General features: G+C 57.7%; 19 protein-coding genes and 1 tRNA gene. 6 read left to right on the top strand and 14 right to left on the bottom strand.

Annotated features, from left to right (window positions below):
- Positions 1 to 5 precede the first annotated feature (5 nt).
- The 3 genes from NWV12_RS18915 (at position 6) to NWV12_RS18905 (ending at position 1,889) form a co-directional block, all read left to right on the top strand.
- On the top strand, positions 6 to 470 hold the full coding sequence (locus tag NWV12_RS18915; protein ID WP_023309232.1) for a phage tail protein: 465 nt from the start codon (positions 6 to 8) through the stop codon (positions 468 to 470).
- Positions 467 to 1,621, top strand: coding sequence for a phage late control D family protein (locus NWV12_RS18910; protein WP_048979131.1), 1,155 nt, complete (start codon positions 467 to 469; stop codon positions 1,619 to 1,621). The genes NWV12_RS18915 and NWV12_RS18910 overlap by 4 nt, the downstream gene beginning before the upstream one ends.
- A 67-nt stretch (positions 1,622 to 1,688) precedes the next feature.
- Positions 1,689 to 1,889: an ogr/Delta-like zinc finger family protein gene (locus NWV12_RS18905; RefSeq protein ID WP_029741756.1), complete on the top strand. Its 201-nt coding sequence runs from the start codon at positions 1,689 to 1,691 to the stop codon at positions 1,887 to 1,889.
- Between the two features lie 81 nt (positions 1,890 to 1,970).
- On the opposite strand, the gene NWV12_RS18900 is transcribed toward NWV12_RS18905, so the two are convergent.
- Positions 1,971 to 2,046: transfer RNA gene (locus NWV12_RS18900), tRNA-Ile, on the bottom strand.
- Positions 2,047 to 2,171: 125 nt separating this feature from the next.
- Here NWV12_RS18900 and mug point away from each other — a divergent pair.
- Positions 2,172 to 2,678, top strand: coding sequence for a G/U mismatch-specific DNA glycosylase (gene mug / locus NWV12_RS18895; RefSeq protein ID WP_023309229.1), 507 nt, complete (start codon positions 2,172 to 2,174; stop codon positions 2,676 to 2,678).
- 101 nt (positions 2,679 to 2,779) lie between these two features.
- Here mug and rpoD read toward each other — a convergent pair whose 3' ends face one another.
- The 3 genes from rpoD to rpsU all read right to left on the bottom strand — a co-directional run bounded on the left by rpoD (position 2,780) and on the right by rpsU (position 6,857).
- Positions 2,780 to 4,627 (bottom strand): RNA polymerase sigma factor RpoD, encoded by a 1,848-nt coding sequence (gene rpoD / locus NWV12_RS18890; protein WP_023309228.1) that lies wholly within the window; start codon positions 4,625 to 4,627, stop codon positions 2,780 to 2,782.
- Positions 4,628 to 4,780: 153 nt separating this feature from the next.
- A complete protein-coding gene (gene dnaG, locus NWV12_RS18885; RefSeq protein WP_023333458.1) occupies positions 4,781 to 6,526 on the bottom strand; it encodes a DNA primase in 1,746 nt (581 codons plus the stop codon).
- Between the two features lie 115 nt (positions 6,527 to 6,641).
- Positions 6,642 to 6,857: a 30S ribosomal protein S21 gene (gene rpsU, locus NWV12_RS18880; RefSeq protein WP_001144069.1), complete on the bottom strand. Its 216-nt coding sequence runs from the start codon at positions 6,855 to 6,857 to the stop codon at positions 6,642 to 6,644.
- 236 nt (positions 6,858 to 7,093) lie between these two features.
- On the opposite strand from rpsU, the gene tsaD reads away from it, so the two are divergent.
- Positions 7,094 to 8,107: a tRNA (adenosine(37)-N6)-threonylcarbamoyltransferase complex transferase subunit TsaD gene (gene tsaD / locus NWV12_RS18875; RefSeq protein ID WP_029741753.1), complete on the top strand. Its 1,014-nt coding sequence runs from the start codon at positions 7,094 to 7,096 to the stop codon at positions 8,105 to 8,107.
- A gap of 44 nt (positions 8,108 to 8,151) precedes the next feature.
- Here tsaD and ureG read toward each other — a convergent pair whose 3' ends face one another.
- From ureG to NWV12_RS18830, 9 genes are all read right to left on the bottom strand, one after another.
- The gene (ureG, locus tag NWV12_RS18870; protein ID WP_014071813.1) at positions 8,152 to 8,769 is read right to left on the bottom strand and encodes an urease accessory protein UreG; all 618 of its coding nucleotides are present in this window, start codon (positions 8,767 to 8,769) and stop codon (positions 8,152 to 8,154) included.
- A gap of 9 nt (positions 8,770 to 8,778) precedes the next feature.
- Positions 8,779 to 9,453 carry an urease accessory protein UreF gene (locus tag NWV12_RS18865; RefSeq protein WP_039263018.1) on the bottom strand — a complete coding sequence of 225 codons (675 nt, stop codon included), beginning with the start codon at positions 9,451 to 9,453 and terminating at the stop codon, positions 8,779 to 8,781.
- Entirely contained in the window at positions 9,453 to 9,992 is a 540-nt protein-coding gene (locus tag NWV12_RS18860) for a HupE/UreJ family protein (RefSeq protein ID WP_029741751.1), read from the bottom strand. Before NWV12_RS18860 ends, NWV12_RS18865 begins: the two co-directional genes overlap by 1 nt.
- Positions 9,993 to 10,001: 9 nt before the next feature.
- Positions 10,002 to 10,466 carry an urease accessory protein UreE gene (gene ureE, locus NWV12_RS18855; protein WP_101744682.1) on the bottom strand — a complete coding sequence of 155 codons (465 nt, stop codon included), beginning with the start codon at positions 10,464 to 10,466 and terminating at the stop codon, positions 10,002 to 10,004.
- 9 nt (positions 10,467 to 10,475) lie between these two features.
- On the bottom strand, positions 10,476 to 12,179 hold the full coding sequence (gene ureC, locus NWV12_RS18850) for an urease subunit alpha (protein ID WP_048979129.1): 1,704 nt from the start codon (positions 12,177 to 12,179) through the stop codon (positions 10,476 to 10,478).
- The gene (locus NWV12_RS18845) at positions 12,172 to 12,486 is read right to left on the bottom strand and encodes an urease subunit beta (protein WP_045404057.1); all 315 of its coding nucleotides are present in this window, start codon (positions 12,484 to 12,486) and stop codon (positions 12,172 to 12,174) included. The genes ureC and NWV12_RS18845 overlap by 8 nt, the downstream gene beginning before the upstream one ends.
- Before the next feature lie 10 nt (positions 12,487 to 12,496).
- A complete protein-coding gene (locus NWV12_RS18840; protein WP_006811999.1) occupies positions 12,497 to 12,799 on the bottom strand; it encodes an urease subunit gamma in 303 nt (100 codons plus the stop codon).
- A 10-nt stretch (positions 12,800 to 12,809) separates the two neighbouring features.
- On the bottom strand, positions 12,810 to 13,637 hold the full coding sequence (locus NWV12_RS18835; protein WP_048979128.1) for an urease accessory protein UreD: 828 nt from the start codon (positions 13,635 to 13,637) through the stop codon (positions 12,810 to 12,812).
- Positions 13,638 to 13,781: 144 nt separating this feature from the next.
- On the bottom strand, positions 13,782 to 14,795 hold the full coding sequence (locus NWV12_RS18830; protein WP_033146672.1) for an alpha/beta hydrolase: 1,014 nt from the start codon (positions 14,793 to 14,795) through the stop codon (positions 13,782 to 13,784).
- A gap of 147 nt (positions 14,796 to 14,942) precedes the next feature.
- Between NWV12_RS18830 and NWV12_RS18825 the strand changes: the two genes are divergently transcribed.
- Positions 14,943 to 15,365 (top strand): MarR family winged helix-turn-helix transcriptional regulator, encoded by a 423-nt coding sequence (locus tag NWV12_RS18825; RefSeq protein ID WP_045356087.1) that lies wholly within the window; start codon positions 14,943 to 14,945, stop codon positions 15,363 to 15,365.
- A gap of 40 nt (positions 15,366 to 15,405) precedes the next feature.
- Here the strand turns inward: NWV12_RS18825 and NWV12_RS18820 are convergent, their stop codons facing one another.
- Positions 15,406 to 16,872 carry an MFS transporter gene (locus tag NWV12_RS18820; protein WP_048979127.1) on the bottom strand — a complete coding sequence of 489 codons (1,467 nt, stop codon included), beginning with the start codon at positions 16,870 to 16,872 and terminating at the stop codon, positions 15,406 to 15,408.
- Positions 16,873 to 16,909 lie beyond the last annotated feature (37 nt).

The following is a 16,909-nucleotide window of genomic DNA, read 5'->3' as shown; positions in this document are numbered from 1 at the left end:
AGAAAATGTTAATGGTGCTGGGGCTGTTTGTCTTTGAACGACGAACCTTACCGTATCAGTCAATGATATTCACAAAAGACTACCGCTGGGCATCCAGCGCTCGCATCGGGAAACCCAAAGCCTGGCAGTACCTTGGCGAAGGTGAGACATCCTTTAGCCTCTCCGGCTTACTTTACCCGGAACTCACGGGAGGGCGGCTTTCGCTCAAGGCGGTTGAGCTGATGGCAAATGAGGGGCGGGCATGGCCGCTGATAGACGGTACCGGCATCATTCACGGCATGTTTGTCATTGAGAAAGTCACGCACACGCATTCGGATTTTTACAGTGACGGTACCGCCCGAAAAATTGAGTTTACCCTGTCGCTAAAACGCGTGGACGAATCGCTGATGACGACGTTTGGCGACCTGCGAACGCAGGCCTCAGAGCTGGTGGAAAGCGCACGGAATAGCATTGGAGGGCTGGTGGGATGATCACCGAAATGAATATCCGGGCGGGTGGAAAAATCGCCCCTGATTTTATGCTTAAGCTTGACGATCGTGATATCACGCAAAATTTCAGCCATCGTCTTATCAGCCTGACCATGACCGACAAACGGGGGCTGGAAGCCGATCAGCTGGATATTCTGCTGGATGATTCCGACGGGCTGCTGGACTTGCCTGCCCGGGGGGCAAGGCTGTCCTTATGGCTGGGATGGGAGGGAACCCCGCTCGAGGAGAAAGGGGACTTTACGATTGATGCGATTCATTTCCGGGGCGCGCCGGATACGCTGACCATCCGGGGATTCAGCGCAGATTTTCGTGGAAAGCTAAACGTGCGGCGCGAACAGTCGTGGCATGACACGACGATTGGCGCGATAGTCGATACCATCGCTCAGCGTAACCAGTTGACCGCCAGCGTCGCGTCGGGGCTTGCATCCATCGCCATCTCTCATATTGACCAGTCTCAGGAGACAGACGCGGCGTTCCTCTCCCGCCTTGCTGAACGTAATGGAGCATTTGTTTCAATCAAAGCCGGGAAGATTATCTTTATGAAAGCGGGCCAGGCCGTGACGGCCAGCGGCACTCCGCTTTCCTTAATGATGATTGAACGTGGGGATGGAGATAAGCACCTTTTTTCCATAGCTGACCGTGAAAATTATTCCGGCGTAACGGCCAAATGGCTGCAAACGCGTGACCCCAAACAACAAAATCCTCAATTGAGTATTGCTCGTCAGTCCGGAGGGCAGCAGACAGAAGCACTGCAGCACCCGGATGCCGCCGCACCGGTAGCGGGAGCAGCAGGCAAGGAGCAGAAACCGCAAGAGAGGCTGGTGGGATCGGCGGAAAACGTATTTGAGCTAACCACGGTTTATGCCTCTGAAGAGCAGGCGCTCAGGGCCGCAGAGGCTAAGTGGCGCGCGCTTCAGCGGGGAACCGTAGAGTTTTCCATCCAGCTTGCCCTGGGACGCGCCGATCTGTTCCCCGAAACGCCGGTACTGGTAAACGGTTTTAAACGCATCATCGACGAGCAGGCGTGGATCATCAGCGAGGTGGTGCATACCCTCAACGATAGCGGATTTACCACGCAGCTTAAGCTTGAGCTGAACGTCAGCGGCGAAAAATTTACTGTTGATAGTGAGTAATGTAGTTGCTATTGGTTTTATTTTGGGTATTATTGATTCACAAAATGTGAATCAAGTGGAGGGGTACATGTTTCATTGTCCTAAGTGCAAGCACTCTGCGCATGCGCGTACCAGTCGCTATCTAAGTGAAAATACCAAAGAGCGCTATCATCAGTGCACCAATGTGGATTGCAGCTGTACGTTCGTGACGATGGAGTCCGTGGAGCGCCTGATCGCGACCCCGGGCGCCTCTGAGCGTGTCCGAACGGCTTCGCTAAACCACGGTTAGCGGCTGCGTTGCCGGCTCAAAAAATCAATAAAAAAGCCACTCAATTGAGTGGCTTAATCATATGATTCTAAAACTAAAATTTGGTGGCCCCTGCTGGACTTGAACCAGCGACCAAGCGATTATGAGTCGCCTGCTCTAACCACTGAGCTAAGGGGCCGTGGCGGTGAATTATAAAGTAACTCCCCGCAGCAATCCAGCCATTCACACCTGCCTGCTGTTTTTATAAACAACGCATAATCAATCCTTTATACTTCCCTGACGATGTATCGATCGGGAGTAAAGATGATCAACGATATTCTGGCCCCTGGCCTGCGGGTGGTGTTCTGCGGAATCAACCCGGGTAAGTCCTCGGCGCACACCGGTTTTCACTTTGCCCATCCGGGTAATCGCTTCTGGAAGGTGATCTACCAGGCCGGGTTTACCGACAGGCTACTCAAGCCCGAAGAGGAGCAGCATCTGCTGGATACGCGCTGCGGGATCACCATGCTGGTCGAGCGGCCTACGGTGCAGGCAAGCGAGGTCAACCTGCATGAGCTGCGCAGCGGCGGGCGGGAGCTGATCAAGAAGATAGAGGATTATCAGCCCGCCGCGCTGGCGATCCTCGGCAAGCAGGCCTACGAGCAGGCGTTTAGCCAGCGTGGAACGCAGTGGGGCAAGCAGAGCATCACGATTGGCGTTACGCAGGTGTGGGTGCTGCCGAACCCGAGCGGGCTCAACAGGGCGACGCTGGATAAGCTGGTGGAGGCGTACCGGGAGCTGGATGAGGCGCTGATGGTGCGGGGGCTGTAATCCTCTGAGGCCTGATGCCCTCACCCTTACCCTTTCCCACAGGGAGAGGGAATAAACAAAAAAAAGCTCCCGATTGGGAGCTTTTTCACTGTCAGGACCGATTAGTCGTCCAGGAAGCTACGCAGTACTTCAGAGCGGCTTGGATGACGCAGCTTACGCAGCGCCTTCGCTTCGATCTGACGGATACGTTCGCGGGTAACGTCGAACTGTTTACCCACTTCTTCCAGCGTGTGGTCGGTGTTCATATCAATACCGAAACGCATACGCAGGACTTTTGCTTCACGGGCGGTCAGGCCAGCCAGAACGTCGTGCGTCGCAGCGCGCAGGCTCTCGGTGGTCGCAGAGTCCAGCGGCAGCTCGAGGGTGGTATCCTCAATGAAATCACCCAGATGCGAATCTTCATCATCACCGATTGGTGTTTCCATGGAGATTGGCTCTTTGGCGATCTTCAGCACTTTACGGATCTTGTCTTCCGGCATCAGCATGCGCTCGGCCAGCTCTTCCGGCGTCGGTTCGCGGCCCATCTCCTGCAGCATCTGGCGGGAGATACGGTTGAGCTTGTTGATGGTCTCAATCATATGCACCGGGATACGGATGGTGCGCGCCTGATCCGCGATAGAGCGTGTGATAGCCTGACGGATCCACCATGTTGCGTAGGTGGAGAACTTGTAACCACGACGGTATTCAAACTTATCTACCGCTTTCATCAGACCGATGTTGCCTTCCTGAATCAGATCCAGGAACTGCAGACCACGGTTGGTGTATTTCTTGGCGATAGAGATAACCAGACGCAAGTTCGCTTCAACCATCTCTTTCTTCGCACGGCGGGCTTTCGCTTCACCGATGGACATACGACGGTTGATGTCTTTAACCTGCTCGATGGTCAGGCCGGTCTCTTCTTCAATCTGATGCAGTTTCTGCAGGCCGCGATGCACATCGTCCTTCACGTCGTGCAGTTTTTCAGACCACGGCTTGTTCATTGCGATAGCCGCGTTGAACCAGGTTTCGCTGGTTTCGTTGCCGGTGAAGAGGGTGATGAAGTTCTTCTTCGGCATTTTGCACTGCTCAACGCACAGCTTCATGATGATGCGTTCCTGGGTACGTACGCGATCCATCATAACGCGCATGCTGTTCACCAGGTAGTCGAACTGTTTTGGCACCAGGCGGAACTGTTTGAAGACTTCAGACAGCTTCAGGATCTCTTCCTGAGCGGCGGCATGGCTGCGGCCTTTCGCTTTGATGGTGTCACGCGTCACTTCGTACTGGGTACGCAGCTCGGCAAACTTCTCACGCGCCAGCTCCGGGTCGATGCTGTTGTCATCGTCCGCGGTGTCGTCGTCGCTCTCTTCCTCATCTTCGTCTTCGTCATCATCCATCTCTTCCTGAGACAGTTCAGAACCGACGTGAGTGGCGGTAGGCGCCATATCTTCTTCAGCGTTCGGGTCGACAAAACCGGTGATCAGGTCAGACAGGCGCGCTTCTTCCGCTTCAACGCGATCGTACTGCTCCAGCAGATAGGTGATCGCTTCCGGGTACTCGGCAACGGAGCACTGAACCTGGTTGATCCCGTCTTCGATGCGTTTTGCGATGTCAATTTCGCCTTCGCGGGTCAACAGTTCAACGGTACCCATTTCGCGCATGTACATGCGGACCGGGTCAGTGGTACGCCCGATTTCAGATTCCACGCTGGACAGTACCTGTGCAGCAGCTTCTTCCGCATCTTCGTCAGTGTTGTTGGAGGTTTCAGCCAGCAACAGATCATCGGCATCCGGTGCTTCTTCCATCACCTGAATGCCCATGTCATTGATCATTTGGATGATATCTTCGATTTGATCTGAATCGACGATATCTTCCGGCAGATGGTCATTGACCTCGGCATAGGTCAGATAGCCTTGCTCCTTACCACGTTGGACAAGAAGTTTCAGCTGTGACTGCGGGTTTTGCTCCATAAGACGGTATCCACACTTAATTCGTTTGATTGGTGTCGGCGATGGGGCTGCCAACCTTTAAAGCGAGGGCGTACTTATATTTTTGCCGCTGCCTCTCAGTGCGGCTGCCGGGGGCTTCCCGATCGATATTCGGCACTTAAGCCGTTAAATTTTTTATTTCTTCGCCAGTTCCTGGTTAATCATCCAGAGCTCCCGGCGTTCTTCGCTGCTTAAACCGTGTGTGCGCTCGCGAGCAATCAACTCTTCCTGGCGCAGCTCAAGCATCGAATCAAACATATGGTTGAGTGAGTCGGTGAACGTTTTTTCTGCAATGTCCTTATCTGCTATATCGTCCCACATCGACAATTTTTCAAGGGTAGCGGCCTCTTTTGTGCCGCGATAGTGCTCTAAAAGTTGTCCGGTGGTCAGACCTGGCTGAGACAAACACGTATTGACCAGTTCTGAAAATAAGCCAAGTCCGGGCAATTTTTCGTGGTTTAAACCCGCCAGAGATGGCACCTGCGGCGCAAGCTCGGGGTTTTGGACCAGCAACCCTATCAGTATACGCATGGTTGTGCGTTTTAGCTGAGGCGCGGGGCGAACCGCACCGTTTTCAGCCTGTTTTGGCATTAAACGTTCAAGCTGGCTGTCATCCAGAATGCCGAGCTTGTTGCCTAACTCCTGACGCAGATAGATGCGAAGCGTTTCGCCGGGCACCTGGCTGATTAACGGCAACGCCAGCGTACTGAGCTGCGCGCGCCCGTCAGGGGTACTCAAATCGACCTGCGGCATCAGGCTGTTAAACAAAAACGTGGAGAGCGGCTGAGCCTGCTCCATCCGCGCTTCAAACGCCGCTTTGCCCTCTTTACGCACCAGCGTATCCGGGTCTTCACCGTCGGGCAGAAACATAAAGCGTAGCTGACGCCCGTCGGTCATATAGGGTAGCGCGGTTTCCAGCGCGCGCCAGGCGGCGTCGCGCCCTGCGCGGTCACCGTCGTAACAGCAGATGACGTTGTTGGTCACCCTGAACAGCAGTTGAATATGATCGGCGGTGGTGGACGTCCCTAACGACGCAACCGCGTAGTTGATGTCGTACTGCGCCAGGGCCACGACGTCCATATAGCCTTCGACGACCAGAAGACGCGGAGGTTCCGCATTATTCTGCTGCGCCTCATAAAGGCCGTACAGCTGGCGGCCCTTATGGAAAATATCGGTTTCCGGGGAGTTGAGGTATTTCGGCAGGGCATCACCCAGCACGCGACCACCAAAACCAATTACCCGGCCACGCTTGTCGCGGATCGGGAACATCACCCGTTCGCGGAAGCGGTCGTAGCTTCGTCCCTGGTCGTTGGTGACCAGCATGCCTGCATCGATGAGAGACTTACGATCTTCGCTATTGCCGCCAAAACGCTTTAACACGTTGTCCCAGCCGGGCGGGGCGTAACCAATAGCGAAACGCGCAATGACATCGTCGCTCAGTCCGCGCTTGTTCAGATACTGACGCGCAGGCTCAGCCGCAGAGTGCTTAAGAGACTGTTGGTAAAACGAATTCAGGCCATCCATCAGTTGATACAGCGTTTGCCGTTGATGGCGCTCGATCTGACTTGGCCCACTGCCTGCTTCATACGGCACTTCAAGGTTATGCATCGCCGCCAGCTCTTCGACGGTTTCAACGAACTCGAGCTTGTCGTAGTTCATCAAAAAATCGACGGCATTACCGTGTGCGCCACAGCCGAAGCAATGGTAGAACTGCTTTTCACCGTTTACGGTGAAGGAGGGGGTTTTTTCGTTATGGAACGGACAGCACGCATGGTAGTTCTTGCCCTGCTTTTTTAGCTTTACCCGCGCGTCGATGAGATCGACGATGTCGGTTCTGGCAAGCAGGTCATTGATGAAAACGCGTGGGATTCTTCCGGCCATATGCCCCGTTATTTTTAGTGACTCATAAACGAAAACAAGCCGCGCATTCCTTCCGGAAGCACGGCCTTACGACTATTACTCTGTCTGTCAATTGAGGGCTGAGGCCCTCAACCAATTAGTACAGACGAGTACGGCGTGCGTTTTCGCGAGCCAGTTTCTTCGCGTGACGTTTCACAGCGGAAGCTTTAGCGCGCTTACGTTCGGTCGTTGGTTTTTCATAAAACTCACGACGACGAACTTCAGCCAGAACACCTGCTTTCTCGCATGAACGTTTGAAGCGACGCAGTGCTACGTCGAACGGCTCGTTTTCACGTACTTTAATTACCGGCATGTAACTCTCACCTTTAATAAATTCGGTTTGCCGCTGGCATCAACGCCAGCTTATTTCAAAATGGTGCGGAATTTTACTGCAAATGCTGCTGCTTTGTAAAGCACCGATGCGATTTTGAAAGGGACTTTAATAAGGGTGAGGAGTATACACGAGCCTTCTTCCTGGGGCGAACAAAGTTTTACATCAACCCGCCCAGGCTCTACACTGCGCGGTATTGAAACGAGGTAAAACAAGTCATGCGTGTACTGGGTATTGAAACATCCTGCGATGAAACCGGCATCGCCATTTACGACGACGAAAAAGGGCTTCTGGCCAACCAGCTGTATAGTCAGGTGAAATTGCACGCTGACTACGGCGGCGTCGTACCTGAACTGGCCTCTCGTGACCACGTGCGTAAAACGGTTCCCCTGATTCAGGCGGCGCTGAAAGAGGCCGGGTTGAGTTCAAACGATATCGACGCTGTGGCCTATACCGCAGGCCCGGGCCTGGTCGGCGCGCTGCTGGTCGGCGCGACGGTTGGCCGTTCGCTGGCCTTCGCGTGGGATGTGCCGGCGATCCCGGTTCACCATATGGAAGGGCATCTTCTGGCACCGATGCTGGAAGAGAATCCGCCTGAGTTCCCGTTTGTGGCGCTGCTGGTTTCCGGCGGTCATACGCAGCTGATTAGCGTAACGGGCATTGGCAAGTACGAGCTGCTGGGCGAGTCGATCGACGACGCCGCCGGTGAAGCGTTCGATAAAACCGCCAAGCTGCTGGGTCTGGATTATCCGGGCGGCCCGATGCTGTCGAAAATGGCGTCGCAGGGAACGGAAGGGCGCTTTGTCTTCCCGCGCCCGATGACCGACCGTCCAGGGCTGGATTTCAGCTTCTCCGGGCTGAAAACCTTCGCGGCGAATACGATCCGTAATAACGATGACAGCGAGCAGACCCGCGCCGATATCGCCCGCGCGTTTGAAGATGCGGTGGTGGACACGCTGATGATCAAGTGCAAGCGCGCGCTGGATCAGACCGGCTTTAAGCGTCTGGTGATGGCGGGCGGCGTCAGCGCCAACCGCACGCTGCGCGCGAAGCTCGCCGAGATGATGCAAAAGCGTCGCGGGGAAGTGTTCTATGCCCGTCCGGAATTCTGCACCGACAACGGCGCGATGATCGCTTACGCCGGAATGGTGCGCCTGAACGCGGGCGCAACGTCCGACCTGAGCGTGTCCGTGCGTCCGCGCTGGCCGCTGGCGGAACTGCCGGAGGCGTAATCCCTCACCCTAACCCTCTCCCACAGGGAGAGGGGATTATGGCCCTACACCCGCAACATCCCTTTCTCTTCCAGAAACGCAATAATCGTCGCCAGACCGTCACCCGCTTTCAGGTTGGTAAAGGTCCACGGGCGCTCGCCGCGCATGCGGTTGGTGTCGCGCTCCATCACCTCCAGCGACGCACCGACATACGGCGCGAGGTCGGTTTTGTTGATCACCAGAAAATCGGATTTGGTGATCCCCGGCCCGCCCTTGCGCGGGATTTTTTCCCCTTCGGCCACGTCGATCACGTAGATGGTCAGATCCGCCAGCTCCGGGCTGAACGTCGCGCTCAGGTTGTCTCCGCCGCTTTCCACGAAGATCAGATCCAGATTGCCGAACTTCTCGCTTAACGCCTCCACCGCCGCCAGGTTCATCGACGCATCTTCACGAATGGCGGTATGCGGGCAGCCGCCCGTCTCTACGCCCACGATGCGCTCCGGCTCCAGCGCGCCCGCCTCGGTGAGGATGCGCTGATCCTCTTTGGTGTAGATATCGTTCGTGACCACCGCCAGGTGATACGTGTCGCGCATCGCCTTGCAGAGCGCTTCCAGCAGCGCGGTTTTGCCCGATCCTACCGGGCCGCCCACGCCTACGCGCAGGGGATGTTTGTAATCAGCCATGTTGACTCCTCAGGAACGGAATAGTCGTGAATATTGGGTTTCGTGGCGCGCGGAGGCGATGGCGGACAGCGGCGTTGCTGCCCCCAGCGCGTCGTCGCTGCGCAAAAATGCCTGTTCAAGCCCGGCGGCGTAATGGTCGCCCAGTTCGATAATCAGCTGCTGCGCGGCCTGTTGCCCAAACGGCACCAGCTTGACGCCCGCCATCACCGCGCTCTCCATCCAGCTGTAGCCGAGGCTCAGCGCCAGCTCGTGCGCGCTAATGCCCCAGCGCACGCCGAGCCAGGCCATGCCGCAGAGCTGGCTTTGCATAAACAGCGGCAGCCATTCGGGCGGACAGTCAGGTTCCCAGCTCTTAATCAGCCGCGTAAACGCCGCTCCACGGTTGCGCTCCTCTTCGCGCAGCTCGCGCGTTTCCCGGCAGGCGAGAAGGTATGCCGTCCAGCGTTTTGCATTTGTAAGAGAGCGTTGCTCGCAGGCCTGATAAAGACGGATAAACAGCGGCAGATCGACGCAGAAAAAGCTCTGCTCCATCTGCTGGATTTGCCAGCGTTTGAACGCGTCGGCGTCGGTGACCCAGCCTGCCTCAACGGCCCACTCCAGCCCCTGCGACCAGGTAAACGACCCGACCGGCAGGCTGCTGCTGGAGAGCTGCATCAGGCGCAGCCTCTGGCGGGCGTGCTCCATCAGCTCATCAGCGCCAGCAGGGCAGAGACGATCAGCCCGCCGCCGAAGGTTTTACGCAGGCCGTCGTGACGGCGCAGCAGCAGCCCTGCGGCAAAGCTGGCGCACAGCACCGTGGCGCTGGCGAGCATAAAGCCGCTGGTGAAGAGCCAGAAGCTGTGGCCGGACATCTCCACGCCGTGCGCCCAGCCGTGGAACATCGCCAGGGCAGGTACCGCCAGCAGCAGACGGTTTTCAGTTTTAAACATCATCACGCCGGATACCGCCAGCGAGGCGATAATCAGCATCTCCATGCCGCTGAAGCCGCCGAGCAGGCTGCCCGCAATGGCGCCGACAAGCATCATCCCGAGGGTGGCAAACGGCAGCAGGAGTTTGCGGCCGCTCAGGGCCGAGAGCACGCCAGCACCGGTGAGCATCAGCAGATGATCGAGCCCGGTCAGCGGGTGGAGAAAACCGGCCTGAAAGCTGTCGGTGCCGTGGCCGGGATGCGCGAGCGCGGGAACGGAAAAAGCCAGCAGTAACAGCGGTAAATACTTGCGCATGATGGATCCTTAATGTGAATGAGCGTGAGAATGGCTGTGGCTGTGGGCATCGTTGGCGTAAGCGCCCGCTTCCGGTTCAAACGGCAGGCTGGCGTAGGTCACGTCCAGACCGAACTGGCGCAGCATGTCGTCGAGAACGTGGTCGTGGTGATAGCGCAGCTCGCCGGGCATGATTTGCAGCGGCACGTGGCGGTTGCCCAGGTGGTAGCAGGCGCGGGCGAGCAGGAACGGATCGGCGCAGCGCACCACGGAAACCGACTCCGGGGCGGCGATCACTTCGATGACCTCGCTGCCGTCGTCGGTCGTCAGCAGGTCGCCCCCGCGCAGCAGCAGGCCGCGCGGCAGCATCAGCCCGGCTTCGCGTCCGTCGTTCAGCGCTACGCGGGCGCGGCTTTTCACCCGCACGTCAATCGGCAGCGTGACGCTGGCGGTAATCGGATGCGCGTGGTCCAGGCGTTGGGTTAAATAGATCATCATCACTCCTCAAAACAGGAAATAGCGTTGCGCCATCGGCAGAACGTCAGCCGGTTCGCTGGTTATCAGTTCACCGTCGACGCGCACCTCGTAGGTTTGCGAGTCCACGGTGATATTCGGCTGCAGGCCGTTGTGGATCATGTCCGCCTTTTTCACCGTTCGGCAGCCTTTCACCACCGCGGTGGCGCTCTGCAGGTTGAGCTGCTGCGGAATGCCGTTCGTACTGGCGGCCTGCGAGATAAACGTCAGTCGGGTAGCGTGGCGCGCGGCGCCCAGCGCGCCAAACATCGGACGGTAATGCACCGGCTGCGGCGTAGGGATTGAGGCGTTGATATCTCCCATTGGCGCACAGGCGATCATTCCGCCCTTGACGATGGTGGCAGGCTTCACGCCGAAGAACGCCGGGGACCAGACCACCAGATCCGCAAGCTTGCCCGCCTCAATCGAACCGACTTCATGGGCGATGCCGTGGGTGAGCGCCGGGTTAATGGTGTATTTGGCGACATAGCGCTTCACGCGGAAGTTGTCGTTATCGCCGGTCTCTTCCGGCAGGGCGCCGCGCTGGACCTTCATGCGGTGCGCCACCTGCCAGGTGCGGATAATCACTTCCCCGACGCGGCCCATGGCCTGAGAATCAGACGACGTGAGCGAGAACGCGCCGATGTCGTGCAGCACGTCTTCCGCGGCGATGGTTTCACGACGAATGCGGGATTCGGCAAACGCCACGTCCTCGGCGATATCCGGATCGAGGTGATGGCAAACCATCAGCATGTCGAGATGCTCGTCGATGGTGTTCACCGTGTAGGGCAAGGTCGGGTTGGTGGAAGAGGGCAGAATATTCGGATGCGCGCAGGCGGTGATGATATCCGGCGCGTGGCCGCCGCCCGCGCCTTCGGTGTGGAAAGTATGGATGGTGCGCCCGGCGATGGCCGCCAGCGTGTCTTCGACAAACCCGGACTCGTTCAGCGTGTCGCTGTGCAGCGCCACCTGAATATCCATCTCGTCTGCCACCTCCAGCGAGCAGTTGATGGCGGCAGGCGTCGCGCCCCAGTCTTCGTGGATCTTCAGCCCGATGGCGCCCGCGGCAATCTGCTCGCGCAGGGCGTCCGGGCTGGAGCCGTTACCTTTGCCGAGCAGACCGATATTCACCGGCAGCGTATCGGCAGCCTGCAGCATGCGGGCGATATACCACGGCCCCGGCGTGCAGGTGGTGGCGTTGGTGCCCGCCGCCGGTCCGGTGCCGCCGCCGATCATGGTGGTGACGCCGGAAACCAGCGCCTCTTCCGCCTGCTGCGGGCAGATCCAGTGGATGTGGGTGTCGATCCCGCCGGCGGTAACGATTTTCCCCTCGGCGGCAATGACTTCCGTTGCCGCGCCAATGGGGATCGTCACGCCGGGCTGAATGTCCGGGTTCCCGGCTTTGCCGACGGCGAAGATCCGTCCGTCCTTGACGCCGATATCGGCTTTTACGATCCCCCAGTGATCGACGATCAGCGCGTTGGTGAGAACCAGATCCACGCAGCCCTCAGCGGTCATCTGCCCCTGGCCCATGCCGTCGCGGATCACCTTTCCGCCGCCGAATTTGACCTCTTCGCCGTAGACCGTGAGATCGTCTTCCACTTCGATCCACAGCTCGCTGTCGGCCAGCCGCACTTTATCTCCGGTGGTGGGGCCGAACATATCGGCATACGCCCGGCGCGAAATCTCAGCCATGTTTCACCTCGCCCATCACCTCGCCGCGAAAGCCGAAAATGCGCTGCGCCCCCGTGACCTGAACCAGCGTCACTTCCCGCTTCTGGCCGGGCTCGAAGCGCACGGCGGTGCCCGCCGGGATGTTCAGCCGGAAGCCTTTGGTGGCTTCCCGATCGAACTTCAGCGCCGGGTTGACCTCGTAAAAGTGGTAGTGCGATCCGACCTGGATCGGCCTGTCGCCGTGATTTTCGACAACCACGCGTTGGGTTTCACGCCCGACGTTGAGGGCAATCGTTCCGGGCTGGATCTGGTATTCACCTGGGATCATCAGGCGCTCCTTAGACGATCGGGTTGTGGACGGTGACGAGCTTCGATCCGTCCGGGAAGGTGGCTTCGACCTGAATATCCGGGATCATCTCCGGGACGCCCTCCATGACCTGGTCGCGCCTCAGGACGTGGCGGCCCGCTTCCATCAGCGAGGCGACGGTTTCGCCATCGCGCGCGCCCTCCATAATGAAGGCGCTGATCAGCGCGACCGATTCCGGGTAATTGAGCTTTACCCCGCGCGCGAGGCGGCGTTCGGCAACCAGCGCGGCGGTGAACAGCAACAGCTTGTCTTTTTCTCTGGGAGTCAGTTCCATAACGTTTCTCTTATGTCTGCCAGATACGCGGCGAACAGGCGGTTTTGGTGGTGAGAAGCGGGCGAAGCGACTGCCAGATGTCGCGCATCACCCGCTGGCAAATCAGGTTGTCGTCGGAGAGAAAACGCACCGACAGCAGATCGTCAGCGAGCGTTGCACCTGCATAATTTTCCAGCGGCGCGAGCCGTTCGCGCACCGCGTCGAGATGTTCTTCTTTGGCCGGATAGAACAGCAGCGTGCCGAGCCACGGATGCCCGGCGACGGGCGTGAGATCGCCGTCGCTAAGATGCTGACGCTCGATCAGGCGCGGTTCGTCTTCAACCCAGATTTCAAGGCGGCTTTCCAGGGTGCCGTGGCTGAAGGTCTCACCGATCACCGGACGCCCCAGGCAGTACAGCTCCCACGCCAGCAGCGTGCTGGAGGCCTTCAGGTGGAAGACGGAGCGCAGCGCGGCATTCGCTCCGGGAAAAATAATCGTGTCCTGCGGCAGCCACTCCAGGGTGGAATCTTCCTCGAGGTAAAAATGCTGGCTCAGACGAGCCTGTGGGCCGCTGCTGCGATAGAACTTGCTCGCCCCGGGCATGGTGATGAGCGCGTGGCTTTTGGCGTCCAGCCGAACGGAAATGTCCAGCGTGTCGCCGCCCACAATCCCGCCGGGCGGGTGCAGCAGGTAAAGGTGGCAGGTTTCCCCTTCGGGGTAAAACGGACGTTGAACGGTGAGCGGCCCGACGTGGTGGGCGGAGTACAGGAGGGTTTTCTCAGGGGTGTGACAAAACTGCAGGGCAAGCGACGCCTGCCAGCCTTTATACGTATTATCAGTGACCTGAGCTGCTAACATGCTGCATCCATTTCCACACCATCGGGATACGTTTCAGTATGCCCTGGCGGAAATGAAGCCTGTCATACGAGTCGCTTATGGATGGCCAGGCAGGAGAAATACAAAAGCACGGCCGGGGCCGTGCTCTATAGATGAATGACGATCCTACTTCAGGTGTTCATGCAATGCTGCACCTGCCTGCTCAAGGGCAACTTTCACCGTTGGCTCCTGGCTCAGCGGGTTAAGCAGGCCGTAGTCGTGGATCATGCCGTTATAGCGCGTGACGGTCACCGGGACGCCAGCCGCATCCAGTTTACGCCCGAATGCTTCACCTTCATCCCGCAGAACGTCCAGCTCCGCTGTCTGGATCAGCGTCTCGGGGAAGCCTTTCAACTGCGCGGTGCTGGCGCGAAGCGGAGAGGCAAGGATATTGTTGCGATCGGCAGCGCTGGTGGTGTAGTTATCCCAGAACCATTTCATCATGTTTTTCGACAGGAAATAGCCATTTTCGAACTGGTTATACGAGGCAGTATCAAAGTTCGCATCGGTAACCGGCCAGAGCATGACGTTGTAGCGAATTTTTGGCCCATTGAACTGTTTGGCCTGCAGCGCCACCGAAGCCACCATGTTGCCGCCCACGCTGTTACCCACCAGACCCAGACGGCTACCGTCCACGCCAATTTCCTGACCGTGCCCGGCGACCCATTTTGTCGCTTCATAGGCCTGATTAATTGCTACCGGGAAATGGGCCTCAGGTGACGGAGTGTAATCGACGTAAACCGCAGCGGCACCCGAAGCGCGAACGAGGTCGCGGATTAAGCGTTCGTGGGTAGGGAAGTCACCCAGCACCCAACCGCCGCCGTGAAAGAACATAAAGGCGGGAAGCGTGCCGCTGGCGTTTTCAGGTTTCACTATTTTCAGTTTTATTGCCTGGCCATTTACCTGGATCGTTTTTTCAGAGACCTGAGCGGGCGGCAGTTTTGCGCCTTGCTGTGCGCCAATCAGTACCTGGCGGGCCTCCTGCGGGGTCATCTGTTCCATTGGCTTACCCTTGCCGGAATTCAAAACATTAAGAAATGCCTGTACGCCTGCGGTCGGGGTTGGGGTATTGGTGGTTTGAGCGGATGCCGCGGCTGACGCGAAGACTGAAGAAACCAGGATGGCGGTTAGTGTTTTCATGGTAGTGCCTCTTTAAGCGAATTTGATCGGATGAGATAACTATGTAGTGCGCTACTTAGTTGTTGATATAATACTTGCGCGCAAGATACTTTTAGTCAAACATTATTTATAATTTTTTCAGGAAACCGATTCGGAGTTGATAGAAAAATGAAAGAAAACAAAACGCTAGATGATTTACTTTGCTTCTCGCTGTACTCGGTCACCAACGCGTTCGTTCGCCAGTATCGCCCCTTACTGCAAGAGATGGATCTAACCTATCCGCAATTCGTTGTTTTGATGGCGCTTTATGAGAAAGATAACATCCCACTTCGCGATCTCAGCGATAAGACATTTTTTGATTCGGGCACATTGACCCCGCTTGTACAAAAGCTTGAGGCAAAAGGATTTCTCAACCGTATCGCGGTTGTGGGTGATGAAAGGATGAAAAATGTTGTACTGACCGACAAGGCCAAAGACCTGAAGAAACGGGTGATGGCATTGCCGGACCAGATTCGCTGCAGCATGCGGATGAATGACGATGAGCTTGAGACGCTAAAAAAACTCTCCCGGACGCTGCTTGACGATTTATAAGAAACCTTCGGCGGGGTGAACCCACCGAAGTGATGTGTCGTTACCGGTAGTCCTCCGCATCCACGTCATACCCGGACGGCTCCCAGCGGATCGCCAGCAGCGACGCCAGGCCGATAAACGGCGCCAGCGCAATCACCCAGAAGACGGCGGTATCCAGCGAGGCGACCAGCAGCGGGAACAGAAACAGCGACAGCGTGGAACTGCTGCGCATCAGCGTCTGGTTGAGGCCCACGCCCACGCCGCGCAGGGAGGTCGGGTAGCTCAGAGAGGCGAACGTCATGGTATGCGCGCCCGGGCCAAAGCCCTGGCCGAACAGGAAAAGCGCCAGCATGGCTACGGCAAGCACGCCTTCAGAGGCACCTTCCGGTCGGCCAATCAGCGCCAGGCCAAGCAATGCGACAAGCTGGCAGGCATAACCCGCAAGCGACATCCGCCAGGCGCCGAAGCGCGGCACGTAGCGTACCGCCAGCAGTCCACCGACGAAGGCAAACAGCAGGTTAAGCGCCAGAGAAATGAGAATGGTGGTGAGCATCGACTGGACAAAGAAGCTGGAGATGATCACCGGCAGACCAAACGCCACGGCGTTGTAGGCAAACGACGAGACGACGGACAGCAGCGTGGCGAGCGTCGTGCGGCGCAAGTAGATGCCGCGGAACAGGTTCAGATAGTTTGACCATTTCGCTTTATTCACGACAGGTGCGGGCTGGCCGAGCGCGTCCTGCGGCACGTGGGCATTGATGTTATACGACTGGCGTAAAATCGACGCCGCCTCTTTCAGGTTGCCCTGATTCGCCGCCCAGACCGGAGATTCGCTCATATAGCGGCTGCGGATGGCGATAATCACCAGCGCGGGCACCGCGCCAAAGCCGAGAATCAAACGCCACAGCCAGTCGCTATGGCTCTCCGGCAGCACGGCGTAAAAGAAAAGCACCAGCAGGTAGGAGATGCTGATGGCGGCATACCAGGTTGGGCACCACATCGCGACGCTGGAGGCCTTATTTCCGGGCCCTTTCAGCCTGGCGAACTCGCTTAAAAACGCCATCGCCACGGGAAGGTCGATCCCAACCCCCAGCCCCATCACAAAGCGGGCGCCCGCGAGCACATATTCGTTCGGGGCCAGCGCACAGGCGATCGCCGCCACCACGAAGAACACCATATCAGCCATAAAAACGCGGTAGCGCCCGATTTTATCCGTGAGGTAACCGCCGAGCAGCGCCCCGACAATGGCACCAAAGGTAATCGCCGAGGCCACCATACCGGTCCCGGCGGGCGTCAGGTTAAATTCGCGGGTGATGTCTTTAATGCCGAACGCCAGCGCGCCCAGATCGTAGGCATCGAGGAAAATACCGCCCAGCGCGATACTGACCACGATACGGGCGTTTGCGCGGCCCTGAGAGCCGTCATTAACGAGGCGCGATACGTCCGACGCGCTGCGCACCCACTGGATGTCGCCATCCGGGGTGCTTCCTGCCGTTGAAAGGGGAGTTGGTTCTGTGATTTCTGCCATTTTTCTTTTTGTGTGGTTGTGTTGTGTCTCTAACAGT

The sequence above is a fragment of the Enterobacter sp. Crenshaw genome, assembly GCF_024734705.1.
GTDB classification, from domain to species: domain Bacteria; phylum Pseudomonadota; class Gammaproteobacteria; order Enterobacterales; family Enterobacteriaceae; genus Enterobacter; species Enterobacter asburiae_B.
The sequence above is the reverse complement of the archived record's forward strand: the minus strand, read 5'-3'. Positions and strand labels throughout refer to the sequence as shown.

Bases quoted from the DNA above. Each gene is read 5' to 3' on its own strand.
- tsaD (WP_029741753.1), top strand. From the start codon at position 7,094: ATGCGTGTACTGGGTATTGAAACATCCTGCGATGAAACCGGCATCGCC.
- NWV12_RS18825 (WP_045356087.1), top strand. From the start codon at position 14,943: ATGAAAGAAAACAAAACGCTAGATGATTTACTTTGCTTCTCGCTGTAC.
- NWV12_RS18865 (WP_039263018.1), bottom strand. From the start codon at position 9,453: ATGGAGCACGCCCGCCAGAGGCTGCGCCTGATGCAGCTCTCCAGCAGC.
- NWV12_RS18910 (WP_048979131.1), top strand. From the start codon at position 467: ATGATCACCGAAATGAATATCCGGGCGGGTGGAAAAATCGCCCCTGAT.
- mug (WP_023309229.1), top strand. From the start codon at position 2,172: ATGATCAACGATATTCTGGCCCCTGGCCTGCGGGTGGTGTTCTGCGGA.
- NWV12_RS18830 (WP_033146672.1), bottom strand. From the start codon at position 14,795: ATGAAAACACTAACCGCCATCCTGGTTTCTTCAGTCTTCGCGTCAGCC.
- ureC (WP_048979129.1), bottom strand. From the start codon at position 12,179: ATGGCTGAGATTTCGCGCCGGGCGTATGCCGATATGTTCGGCCCCACC.
- ureG (WP_014071813.1), bottom strand. From the start codon at position 8,769: ATGGCTGATTACAAACATCCCCTGCGCGTAGGCGTGGGCGGCCCGGTA.
- NWV12_RS18835 (WP_048979128.1), bottom strand. From the start codon at position 13,637: ATGTTAGCAGCTCAGGTCACTGATAATACGTATAAAGGCTGGCAGGCG.
- NWV12_RS18915 (WP_023309232.1), top strand. From the start codon at position 6: ATGTTAATGGTGCTGGGGCTGTTTGTCTTTGAACGACGAACCTTACCG.
- dnaG (WP_023333458.1), bottom strand. From the start codon at position 6,526: ATGGCCGGAAGAATCCCACGCGTTTTCATCAATGACCTGCTTGCCAGA.
- ureE (WP_101744682.1), bottom strand. From the start codon at position 10,466: ATGATCTATTTAACCCAACGCCTGGACCACGCGCATCCGATTACCGCC.
- NWV12_RS18820 (WP_048979127.1), bottom strand. From the start codon at position 16,872: ATGGCAGAAATCACAGAACCAACTCCCCTTTCAACGGCAGGAAGCACC.
- NWV12_RS18845 (WP_045404057.1), bottom strand. From the start codon at position 12,486: ATGATCCCAGGTGAATACCAGATCCAGCCCGGAACGATTGCCCTCAAC.
- NWV12_RS18840 (WP_006811999.1), bottom strand. From the start codon at position 12,799: ATGGAACTGACTCCCAGAGAAAAAGACAAGCTGTTGCTGTTCACCGCC.
- rpoD (WP_023309228.1), bottom strand. From the start codon at position 4,627: ATGGAGCAAAACCCGCAGTCACAGCTGAAACTTCTTGTCCAACGTGGT.
- rpsU (WP_001144069.1), bottom strand. From the start codon at position 6,857: ATGCCGGTAATTAAAGTACGTGAAAACGAGCCGTTCGACGTAGCACTG.
- NWV12_RS18860 (WP_029741751.1), bottom strand. From the start codon at position 9,992: ATGCGCAAGTATTTACCGCTGTTACTGCTGGCTTTTTCCGTTCCCGCG.
- NWV12_RS18905 (WP_029741756.1), top strand. From the start codon at position 1,689: ATGTTTCATTGTCCTAAGTGCAAGCACTCTGCGCATGCGCGTACCAGT.